Raw genomic sequence first — 11418 nt, 5'->3', positions numbered from 1 at the left:
CGTCATTCACGTTCTCTCTCGCGAACCGCGGGAGGTCGAGTTGTTCTCGGGCCGTCTCGACGCCGGCCGGTTGCGTGAGGGTCGGGGTTGTAGTGGGTGGCCTCGGACTGTTCGGGGTTGGAGTAGCGGATGCGCAGCGCGTACCGGCCGGCCCGGTCGGCCGTGACGGTGAACGTCGCGGTGTTGCCGTTGCCGGGGGCCCCGCCGATGCCCGTGATCGCCGTGCCGCCGGTGGCGAGGGAGAGCGGGGCGAGCGCGGCCGAGCCGGCGAGAGTGGCGTCCCCGGCCTCGTAGGTGCGCGCCGGCAGTGTGCCCTCGGTCGGGGTGACCGTGAGGCGGTCGACGAGGGTCGTGGCCGGACCACCGGTCACCGTCACCTTGTTGACGCCGCCGGAGAGGGAGACCGCCGCGCTGTTGCGGCCCTTGGCCAGGCGCAGGACGTCGTGGCCGTTGACGGAGAGCCGGGCGCCCGTTCCGCCGAGGGTGTCGACCCGGAGGGTGGCTTCGCGGTCGGCCGGTGAGTAGACCCAGAACGTCGCGCTCTGGTCCTTCGCGAGCCGGACCGCGCCCGAACCGGTGGCCGCCGGCTTCGGAAGGTCGTACACCGGGCGTGCCCCACCGGCCGGCCACGCCAGTTCGCCTTCGTACACCTGCGTGTCCGCCGAGGTGCGGGGGAGGGAGAGGGTCAGGCGGTCGACGATGGCGTCGCCCTTCGTCATGCGCTTGCCGTCGGCGCTCTTCGCGGTGAGCGTCAGGGTGTGCTTGCCCTTGGTGAGCTCGACCTTGGTGTCCGTGTGGTCCCAGACGACCCACTTGTAGCCGAGCGGCAGGTGCAGTTCCTGCTCGCCGGCTGCCTTGCCGTCCACGCGCAGGAAGACGTTGGTGGGGCCCTGCTCCTTGACCTTGTCGTAGGTGTTGAGGGAGTTGGCGAAGACACTCAGGTCGTAGGTGCCGTCCTCGGGCACGTCCACGGTGAAGTCGAGTGCGACGTCCGAGCCGGTGCGCAGGCCGCCCACGTCGTAGCCGCCGGAGGTGTAGAACTTCGACACGTCACGCGGTGAGCCCTCCGGGCCGTTCTTCGACCAGCCGGAGCCGGTGTGCGCGGCGTCCTCCGCCTCGTACGAGGACTGCCAGCGCACGGGCGGCGCCTGCGTGCCCTTCGCCTCCCCGGCCGGGCTGAGGACCACCTCGTAGGCCGAGGACTCCTTCAGGTCGGGCAGGGCGCCGTCGCCGAAGTCGAGGGCGACCGTGCCGTCGTCGCCGACCGTCAGGTTCGTCTCGGCGAGGAGCTTCGGACCGGACGAGTCACCGACCTGCCCGCTCCACTCGATCTCCCGCACCCAGGCGTGCACGCGCTTGCCGAATACCTTCTTCGGGACGCCCGCGAAGGTGATGTGGCCCTTGCCGGTGGACCCGCCGAAGATCAGCCGGGACTGCTTCTTCTTCTCGTCGAGGGTGGCGACGCCCTGCATGGTGTAGTTCTCGCCGGGGAACGGCGGGGTCACCTTCACCGTGTGGCCGCTCATCGAGGCGTACGAGTTCAGCAGCCACCACTGGCCGTTGCCCCGATTGGACTGCACCGCGGAGTCGGACAGGTTGCCGTCGATGTTCCAGTACGCGATGTCGGCGTCGACCTTGGACTCCTCAATCGCGGACACCCACTGGATCATCTGGCCCGGCACCGAGGTGTGGTAGTTGAACGCGTACTCGTTGATGTTGATCGGGAGTTGTGTGCCTTCCCGGTCGGTGCCCTTGAACAGGTCCTTCTCCCAGGCCCGGTACTTGGCGACGCTCTGGCGCACCGCCTCCGGGTGGCTCAGCTCGTGCCAGGTGATGACGTCCGGGAGGGTGCCGGCGGCCAGGGTGTGGGTGAGGAAGCCCTTCACCTGGTCGTAGAGGACGCTGGTGTTGGGCCCGGCGATGCGGGCGCCGGGCATCCTGCCCTTGATGAGCTTGTACGCGTCGTCCCAGGCGGCGAAGTAGTCGTCGGGGTCGTTCAGCCAGCTGACCTTGTCGTAGCTCCACTCGCCGGTGCCGAACATGTTGCCCTCGGGCTCGTTGAACGGCACGAAGACGATGTTGTCCTGGTACTGCTTCGGCAGCTTCAGGACCTGGTCGACCTGCTGGGCGATCTTCTCCTTGTAGAGCTTCAGTTTCTCCTCGGGCGTGTCGCCCGGCCACTGGTACGGGAAGCCGCGGTGGATGTCGGTCATGTAGATGTACACGTCGCCATCGGTGGAGTCGGCCAGCGGCTTCACCACCTCCAGGGCGTCGGCGCCGGGGTGCTGCGGACCGTCCTGCGCCTTGGTGGAGACCGTGCGCAGGCCCATGCCCTCCATGAGGTTGTTGGTGGGGACGTCCGGCCCGTACACGCCGTAGAGGGTGCCGGAGGCGCCGCCGTGGAACGCGCCGGTGTCCGAGCCGAGGTCGACGGTGAGCTCTCCCTCGCGGACCACGGTGACGGTGGCATTCACCGCGCGTCCGGCCGCGGTTCCGGCGACCGTGAAGGTGCCCGGCGCGGCGTACTTGTCGGAGGGTACGGAGTCCCAGGTGACGGGAGTGTCGCGGTCGTAGCCGTCGGAGTAGGAGGCGCGGACGGCGGCGGGCAGGGACGGGGCGGTCCCGGTGGTGGTACGGGCCTCGAAGGACGTGCGTGAGAGTTCCTGGAGGGTCGGCACGGCACCGACCGTACCGGCCACCTGCGCGGGGCTCAGTGCCGCGTGCCACACGGTGAAGTCGTCGATCGCGCCCCGGAGCAGCGGGTCCGGGTAGAGGGACTTGCCTATGTACCCGGCGGTGGTGGCCGAACCGTCCAGCAGGTCTCCCGCCTTGATGCCGGTCGCGGCGGAGGAGACCGCCACGCCGTCGAGGTAGGTGGTGAGCCGGCCGGCGGTCGTGTCGAGGGTGACGGTGACCGTCCGCCACTCGTCGGCGGGCAGGCTCGCATAGCCGCGGACCTGGGTCTCCGCGCCCCCGCCACCGGTGGTCACGGAGGTCTGGAACAGCCCGCTGCCGTTGTAGGGCGTGCTGAAGAGGTACTTGGTGGTGTCCGTGCCCAGGTCGAAGATCCGCTGCCAGGGCGACTTGTCACCGCTCCACTTCACACGGGCGGAGACGGTCAGGTCGGTCGTGCCGGCGAGCACCTGGCGCGGCAGGCGGACGTACGCGCCGTCGGAGGCGGGAGCACCGCCGGGCAGGGCCAGCGCCTTGCCTCCGGCCGCGCCGTCGACCGAGCGGGCGGTGGAGGCGTTCACCAGGGTCGCCGTCAGGCCGTTGCCGGAGCTGTCGGTGATCTTCCCGGAGGCGAGGTCGTCCTGGTCGAAGGAGTAGTGCGCGGCGGGCTGCGGTGCCTCGGCGGCCTGCGCGGGGGCGGCCGGTGCGGCCAGCAGGCCCGCCCCGAGGGTCAGTGCCACGGCGGCCGGGGCCCGGCGCCGCGTGAATCTGTCAGCGGATGGCATGGATGGCGTCCTCAGTCGTCGTGTCGTCGCTTCGACGAGCAGCGGTTCGTTCCGCAATGTCCGTCGAACCGGTTCGATCCGTGGCGTGTGCAGGGGGCAGGGGCACGTGTCGGGTGGCGGGTACGGCGGCTTCGCGGACAGAGGCATGAGAGTCTGCCTCGGCGCAGCCGAAGGGGTCGATGTGTCGAACCGGTTCGCGAAGCTAGCACTGGCATCTCGGGCCAGCAATCCCCGTGACACGAGGATCTTTCCGGGACATCCCGCCGACCAGCGAAGTGCGTCCCAGGTGTTGACAGGACTCGGGGCAGTTCCTACCTTCCTGCCATGCGAACCGGTTCGACGAGCCAGGAGTTGCCGTGAACATCGGGGAGATCGCCAAGCGTGCCGGTGTCTCGCGGAGCACCGTGTCCTACGCACTCAGCGGCAAGCGCCCGGTCTCGGAGGACACCCGCCGGAAGATCCAGCAGGTCGTCGACGAACTGGGGTACCAGCCCAGCGCCAGCGCCCGCGCCCTGGCCAACGGGCGGACCAGCACCATCGGGCTCGTCTTCCCGCCGGCCGGCAACCACTACACCGGCATGCAGCTGGACTTCATCGGCAGTGTCGTGGAGGCCGCCGCGGCCTACGACTACGACGTGCTGCTGTCACCGAGCGGCGTGGACAGCGACCGGTCCTTCCAGCGGCTGCTGGGGGAGCGGCGGGTCGACGGCGCCATCCTGATGGAGATCAGACTGGAGGACGACCGGGCCGACCACCTCGCCGCGCTCGACTTCCCGGCCGTCGCCATCGGCCGCACCGCCCACCCGGAGAGCGGCTGGTGGGTCGGCCTCGACCACACGGCACTGGCGGCGGCATGCGTCCACCACCTCGCGGACCTGGGCCACCGCAGGGTCGCATTCGTCAACCGCCCCGAGCAACTGCTGCGCGCCGGGTACGAGTCGGCACACCGCGGCCTCGACGGCTTCACCAAGGCCGCGGCCGAACGCGGGCTGACCGTGCGGACGTACTGCTGCGGGGACGACGCCGCCTCCGGCCAGGACTGCCTGGAACGGATCCTGCGCGACGACCCGGACACCACCGCCCTGGTCACCCTGAACGAGGCCGCGCTGGGCGGCCTGTACCGAGGACTGGCCCGGGCCGGCCGCCATGTGCCACGCGACTTCTCCGTCACCGGGGTGGTGGCGAGCCGGTGGGCGGAGACGGTTACCCCGCAGCTGACCGCCGCGGACGTACCGGCGGAGGAGCTGGGCCGGCGCGCCGTCGAACTGCTCGTGGAGCGGCTCGACCAGCCCGGCGCCCCCGCTCGGCACCACCTGCTGACACCCCCCATCTCGCTGCGGGCCAGCACCGGTCCCGCCACCGGCTCCCCACAGCCCTGACCCCCCCCGCTGCCTCCCTGTCTCCTCTTCTTCGAGCACACCGCCTCACCGCCTCCCTCCGGTGTGCCCGCTTCCCCCACATCGCCCCCGCCACGGCACCCCTGTGCCTAGAACGAAGGAACCCGCGATGCACAGCACCTCCAGACGGCGCCTCGCCGCAGTGGCCCTGTCGACCGTTCTCGCCGCCGTCGGCACCGCCTGCTCCTCCGGCTCGGGCAGCACCGACACCAAGGGCGCTGACAGCGGCACCTACACCATCTGGGACCCCTACCCCCAGTTCGCCAAGGGCTCGGCGTGGGTGAAGCTGCTGGACGCCTGCGGCAGCAAGGCCGGCGTGAAGGTCAAGCGGACCGGTTTCGACACCAGCGACCTGGCCAACAAGACGCTGCTCGCGGCTCAGCAGGGCAACTCCCCGGACGTCCTCATCGTCGACAACCCGGTGGTGTCCACGCTCGCCGACGCGGGCGTGCTCACCACGACCGACGAGAACAAGCTCGACACCTCCGCCGTGGACCCCAACCTCCTCGCGGCCGGCCAGTCGGACGGCAAGACCTACGGCACCCCGATCGGCGCCAACACCCTCGCGCTCTACTACAACAAGAAGGTCCTCAAGGAGGCCGGCGTCGACATCGCTTCCGTCAAGGACTGGAAATCGCTGACGGCAGCCCTGGAGAAGACCAAGAAGGCGGGCAAGAAGGGCATCACCTTCTCCGCGATCGGCACCGAGGAGGGCAGCTTCCAGTTCCTGCCGTGGTTCTGGGGCTCCGGCGCCGCCCTGACCGACCTCGACTCGCCCGCGGCCGTATCCGCGCTGTCCCTCTGGAAGAACTGGCTGGACAAGGGCTACGCCCCCAACTCCGTGCTCAACAACACCCAGACCACCAGCTGGCAGGAGTTCGCGAGCGGCGACTACGCCTTCGCCGAGAACGGCACCTGGCAGCTCGCGGCCGCCAAGAAGGCCGGCTTCGACTACGGCGTCCTGCCCATACCGGCCACCGGCGGAGGCAGCGCCGCGGCCCCGACGGGCGGCGAGTTCGTCACCGTCCCCGTCCAGAGCGACACCGCCCGCTACGCCACCACGGGCAAGCTCACGGCCTGCCTGACGAGCACGACCAACCTGTACGACACCGACACCACCCTCTCCTACGTCGCCCCCACCGACGAGGTCCGGAAGAAGCAGGTGGCGGCCGACCCCGCGCTCAGGCCGTGGGTCGACGCGGTCAAGGCGGCCAAGGGCCGCACCAGTGACGACCTGGGCACCAAGTACCCCAAGATCTCCGAGCAGATGTGGAAGGCCGTGCAGTCCGCCCTCAGCGGGTCCAAGTCGCCCGAGGACGCGCTGACCGCCGCGCAGGCCGCGGTCAAGTGATGTGGGCCCGATGAAGCAGACCGTCCATCCGCCGGACCACCGGTCCGCGCGGCTGAGGAACGGGGTGGACCACGCCGCCCCGCACCCGGCCCGCACCCCGGAACGCCGCCGGCCCACCTCCCCGCAGTGGGCCGCCTGGGCCTTCCTCACCCCGGTGACCCTCTATCTCGCCCTCTTCTACGCCTATCCGCTCTACCGCAACCTCGACCTGAGCCTGCGCAACTACACCGTCCGCTCCTTCGTCCAGGGCGACGCGCCGTTCACCGGCCTGGAGAACTACCGGAAGGTCTTCGACGACCCGACCTTCGCCCCGGCCCTGCTCCACACCGTGGTCTTCACCGGCGTGTGCCTGGCCTTCCAGTACGCCATCGGTCTGGCCCTCGCGGTCTTCTTCAACCAGCACTTCCGGCTCTCGGCGACCCTGCGCGCCCTGTTCCTCGTCCCCTGGCTGCTGCCGCTGATCGTGTCGGCCTCGACCTGGTCGTGGATGCTCAACAGTGACTCCGGCATCGTCAACGCGGCACTGCACGCCCTCGGCCTCGACCCCGTCAACTGGCTGACGTCACCGTCCTGGTCACTCACCTCGGTGATCATCGCGAACATCTGGATCGGCGTGCCGTTCAACCTGGTCGTGCTCTACAGCGGCCTGCAGTCCATCCCCTCCGGCCTGTACGAGGCGGCAGCCCTCGACGGGGCGGGAGCCTGGCGCCGCTTCTGGAGCATCACCTTCCCGCTGCTGCGCCCCGTGTCCGCGATCACGCTGCTCCTCGGGCTGGTCTACACACTCAAGGTCTTCGACATCATCTGGATCATGACCAAGGGAGGCCCGGCCGACGCCTCCACGACCTTCGCCACCTGGTCCTACCAGCTCGGCTTCGGCAACCTGCTGCCCGCCTTCGGCCCGGGCGCGGCCGTCGGCAACCTGCTGGTGCTGACCGCCCTGGCGTTCGGCCTCCTCTACATGAGGGTCCAGCGAAAGCAGGCGTACTCATGAAAAGCCGACGCACCTGGGGAAAAACCACCGTCGGCGTCCTGCTGACCGCGATCATGCTCTTCCCGGTCTACTGGATGCTGAACGTGTCCCTCACCCGCGACCAGGACATGCGCAAGTCCCCGCCCGACCTGTTCCCGGTCCACGGCACCCTGGCCGGTTACCGCACCGTCCTCGCCGAGCAGTTGCCCTACCTCGGCACCAGCCTGGTCATCGGCCTGGGTACCGTCGTCCTCACCGTGGCCCTGTCCGCCCCCGCCGGCTACGCCCTGGCCAAACTGCGCCCGCGCGGCGGAGGAGCGCTGAGCTTCCTCCTCCTCGCCGCGCAGATGATCCCCGGCATCATCATGGCGATGGGCTTCTACGCCATCTACCTGCAACTGGGTCTGCTCCAGTCCGTCCCCGGGCTGATCGTCGCCGACTCCACCCTGGCCGTTCCCTTCGCGGTGCTCATCTTCACCGCGTTCATGTCCGGCATCCCCGGCGAAATGCTCCAGGCGGCCCGGACGGACGGCGCCGGGCCCGTGCGCACCTTCTGGTCGATCGTCCTGCCGATGAGCCGCAACGCCGTGGTCACCGTCTCGCTCTTCGCGTTCCTGTGGTCCTGGTCCGACTTCGTCTTCGCCGGCACCCTCGTCAACGGCGGGGCGCACGAGCCGATCACCCTCGGCATCTACCACTACATCGGCAACAACAACCAGGAGTGGAACGCCATCATGGCCACCGCCGTCGTGGCCTCGCTGCCCGCCGCGGTCATCCTCGTCCTGGCCCAGCGCTACGTCGCCGCGGGTGTGACGGCCGGCGCGGTCAAGGACTGACCTCCCCCCTGCTCGAGAAACGAGTGACACCTCATGACCGCCGACCGCTCCGGCCCGGCCTTCTCCGTCCAGGACATCCCGTTCAGCACGTACGGATCCTGGTTCGGCATCTCGCCCGTGGTGGCGGAGAAGACGTACGCCGAGGATCTTCACCTCGTCTCCCACCAGAACGGCATGCACGCCGTCCTGAGCCTGACACCCCTGGACCCGGTCACGGGCGATCGGGCCGAGACCCGCGTGGCGGCGAGACCGGGTCTGCTCAGCTGGATCGGCACGCAGGGACGTGTCGACCTCGCCTACGAGTCGCCGGACACCGTGCGACTGCGGGGGAGCGGCCTTGGCATGGCCGTACGGGCGGCCGCCCCGACCCTGACGCCGTTCAGCGGAACCTGGTTCTTCCACGACGCCGCCGCCGGCGCCCACGTGTTCACGTCCTACGAGACGGGACGCCGGTACCGCGTCACCGCACTGTCCGGCACCCTCGACGCGACCGGGGCCCAGATGCTGGGCAGCGCCGAGCGCGGTCTCGCCACGGCCGCGGCGGCGGACGGGACCTGGGAGATCGCGATCGAGGAACTCGACGCCGCCCGCCCGCCGTACACGTCCGCGGCGGCCTTCGACGACATCGCGGCATCCGCTCAAGCCTCGTTCACCCGGTTCGTGGACGTGGTGGCTCCCTGGCGCTCCTCCGCCACCCCGGCCGCCGAACTGGCCGCCTACGTCGTCTGGTCGGCCACCGTGAACCCGACCGGTCTGGTCACCCGGCCCGCGGTGCTGATGTCCAAGCACTGGATGGACAAGGTGTGGAGCTGGGACCACTGCTTCAACGCCCTCGCCCTGGCACCCGGTTGCCCGGAACTGGCGCGGGACCAGTTCGCCCTGCCCTTCGACCACCAGGACGGCAGCGGCGCCCTGCCCGACTCGGTGACCCACTCCGAGGTCCTCTACAACTTCGTCAAACCGCCCATCCACGGCTGGGCCTTCGGCCACCTGCGCCGCCGCCTGCCGACGCCCCCCGGCCAGGCCGAACTGGACGAGACCTACCGGCGGCTGGAACGCTGGACGAACTTCTGGCTCACCGCCCGACGCGCCCCCGGCGCCGCCTTCCCCCACTACCAGCACGGCAACGACAGCGGCTGGGACAACGCCACCACCTTCGATCCCGAGCGGGTGGTCGAGACAGCCGACCTGTCCGCCTTCCTCGTCCTCCAGCTCCACGAACTCGCCCATCTTGCCCAGGAGTTGGGCCGAGACGACGAGGCCCTCCGCTGGGCGCGAGCCGCCGAGGAGACCCAGGCGGCACTGCTGGACCAGCTCTGGAGGGACGACCGTTTCGTCGCCCGGGGCGTGGTTACGGGGGACACCTGGAGCAGCGCCAGTCTCCTCGACCTCATGCCCATCGTGCTCGGCGAGCATCTGCCCGGCCACGTCAGCGGCGCCCTGGCCGACCACATCAAGGCCCACCTGACCCCGTACGGTCTCGCCACCGAACTGCCCACGTCCCCCCACTACCTCGACGACGGCTACTGGCGCGGCCCCATCTGGGCCCCCGCCACCGTCCTCGTCGAGGACGGCCTGCGACGCGCCGGCCACCACCGGCTGGCGGACGACATCAGCAGCCGCTTCCGCGCCCTGTGCGAGGCCCACGGCTTCGCCGAGAACTTCGACGCACTCGCCGGAACGGGCCTGCGCGACCGCGCCTACACCTGGACCGCAAGCAGCTACCTCCTCCTCGCGGAGGCGTACGCACTCCGAGGTGACCCTGACCTGATGTGAACCCCGTGGGCGGCGCTCATGACCGGGCGAGACGCGCGACCCGGTCATGCAGCCGCTGTACGTGGTCCTCGGACTCCGGCTTCATCAGGACGCTGCGCAGGATGCGGGCGCCGTCGGCATCGGCGGTGACCTGCGGGTGGCGTGCGGTGAAGGCGTCCCGGTCGGCCTTGAGGGTGCTCAGGAAGACGGGATCGGGGCCGGTCATGCCGTCGGCCAGGACGCGTGCCGACGCGGCGTCGACAGCGCTGAGGGTGGCGGGCTCCACCGCGGGGTAGTAGCCGACGATGTCCAACTCGGGCTGCTGGTACAGCTCCAGCTCGTCCGAGGCGGTGATCAGGTCGGCCCAGCGCAGGGCGGCCCGCCGGCCTGCCCCGAGGACACGGCCCAGTCCGTCGGGCGTGGGCGGGAGCACCTGGAAGGTGAGCCACAGGGCCGCGGCCGAGGCACCGGCGCGGGAACACTCCAGGCTGATCTCGCCGAGGTGCAGCTCGCTGGAGGTGAAGTAGGTGTAGGGCGAGTCGTGCAGGTAGAAGCGGCCCACCTCGGGGTCGCGGAAGAGGACGGCACCGCAGCCGTAGGGCTGGAGTCCGTGTTTGTGCGGATCGACGACGATCGAGTCGCACCGGGCGATCGCCCGCCAGGGCTGCGGGGGGAGCCCCTCCGGTCCTTCGGCGCCGGCGAGCAGGGTGAAGAAGCCGCCGTACGCCGCGTCGACGTGGAGCCGGACGCCATAGCGGTCTCTGAGGGCGAGGGCGGTGTGGATCGGGTCGATCGCTCCGAGGCCGGTGGTGCCGGCGGTGAGGACGACCGTGCCGACCTCTCCCGTCCGCAGGATGTCCTCGAGTGCGTCGAGGCTGATGCGGCCGCGGTCGTCGGCCGGGATCGGGTACCCCTTCATGCCCAGGACGTGACACATGCGGCCGTGGGTGTAGTGGGCGTCGGCGCTGTAGGCGATGCCGCGGCCGGGGTGGAGCTCGCGGGCGACGAAGAGAGCCTCGAGGTTGGCGATCGTGCCGCTGGTGGTGAGGTGGCCGAGGTGGGTGTCGAAGCCGAACATCGAGGCCAGCTGCGCGACGGCCTCGCGTTCCATGCGGGCGGTGGCGGGGCCGCCGTCCAGGGCGTGGTTGTTGGGATTGATCAGCATCGTGGTGAGGTGGCCGACGATCGCCGCCGGGTGCGGGGGCTTGAGCATCTGCCCGGCGTAGCGCGGGTGGAAGAAGGGATAGTTCTCCTTCAGCCTCCCGGTCAGCTCCTCGAAGGCGGCGGCGAAACGGTCGTCGTCGACGAGGAGGGACGGGTGCTGCTCATAGGGGCCGAAGGTGTCGGCCCACTGCTGTATCGCGTCGTTGGCCCGGCCGAGCCAGTGCTGAAGGTCCACTGACTTCCCTCTCTGTCGACGTGCTGGGTGGTGGCCCCACCTTAGGAGTTCGTTGACTATTCAGCAATTGATTGCTCAGTAATTGAGACGGCAGTAGGTGAAGAAGCACTAAAGTCGGCGGGGTGAACACCGCGAAGCGCGAGAACGACGAGGCCGCCCGAGCCGCCGACAGCCGGCTCGTCCACGACTTCGGCCTGCTGATCAAGACCGCCACCCGCCTGGAACAGCGGATCGACACGGCTCTGCGCA

General features: G+C 70.0%; 7 protein-coding genes. 5 read left to right on the top strand and 2 right to left on the bottom strand.

From position 1 onward, the window contains the following. Positions 1 to 2: 2 nt before the first annotated feature. Positions 3 to 3458, bottom strand: coding sequence for a LamG-like jellyroll fold domain-containing protein (locus tag ABT116_RS33735; protein WP_351641647.1), 3456 nt, complete (start codon positions 3456 to 3458; stop codon positions 3 to 5). Positions 3459 to 3814: 356 nt separating this feature from the next. On the opposite strand from ABT116_RS33735, the gene ABT116_RS33730 reads away from it, so the two are divergent. From ABT116_RS33730 to ABT116_RS33710, 5 genes are all read left to right on the top strand, one after another. Continuing rightward, on the top strand, positions 3815 to 4837 hold the full coding sequence (locus ABT116_RS33730) for a LacI family DNA-binding transcriptional regulator (RefSeq protein WP_351641644.1): 1023 nt from the start codon (positions 3815 to 3817) through the stop codon (positions 4835 to 4837). 127 nt (positions 4838 to 4964) lie between these two features. Further along, positions 4965 to 6206: a sugar ABC transporter substrate-binding protein gene (locus tag ABT116_RS33725; protein ID WP_351641641.1), complete on the top strand. Its 1242-nt coding sequence runs from the start codon at positions 4965 to 4967 to the stop codon at positions 6204 to 6206. Between the two features lie 10 nt (positions 6207 to 6216). Then, the gene (locus ABT116_RS33720; RefSeq protein ID WP_351641639.1) at positions 6217 to 7200 is read left to right on the top strand and encodes a carbohydrate ABC transporter permease; all 984 of its coding nucleotides are present in this window, start codon (positions 6217 to 6219) and stop codon (positions 7198 to 7200) included. Beyond that, a complete protein-coding gene (locus tag ABT116_RS33715) occupies positions 7197 to 8015 on the top strand; it encodes a carbohydrate ABC transporter permease (RefSeq protein WP_351641636.1) in 819 nt (272 codons plus the stop codon). The genes ABT116_RS33720 and ABT116_RS33715 overlap by 4 nt, the downstream gene beginning before the upstream one ends. 33 nt (positions 8016 to 8048) lie before the next feature. Beyond that, a complete protein-coding gene (locus ABT116_RS33710; protein WP_351641633.1) occupies positions 8049 to 9791 on the top strand; it encodes an amylo-alpha-1,6-glucosidase in 1743 nt (580 codons plus the stop codon). Between the two features lie 16 nt (positions 9792 to 9807). Here the strand turns inward: ABT116_RS33710 and ABT116_RS33705 are convergent, their stop codons facing one another. After that, on the bottom strand, positions 9808 to 11169 hold the full coding sequence (locus ABT116_RS33705; protein WP_351641630.1) for a pyridoxal phosphate-dependent decarboxylase family protein: 1362 nt from the start codon (positions 11167 to 11169) through the stop codon (positions 9808 to 9810). Positions 11170 to 11418 lie beyond the last annotated feature (249 nt).

The sequence above is a fragment of the Streptomyces sp. NPDC002130 genome (assembly GCF_040296465.1).
Lineage (GTDB): Bacteria > Actinomycetota > Actinomycetes > Streptomycetales > Streptomycetaceae > Streptomyces.
The sequence above is the reverse complement of the archived record's forward strand: the minus strand, read 5'-3'. Positions and strand labels throughout refer to the sequence as shown.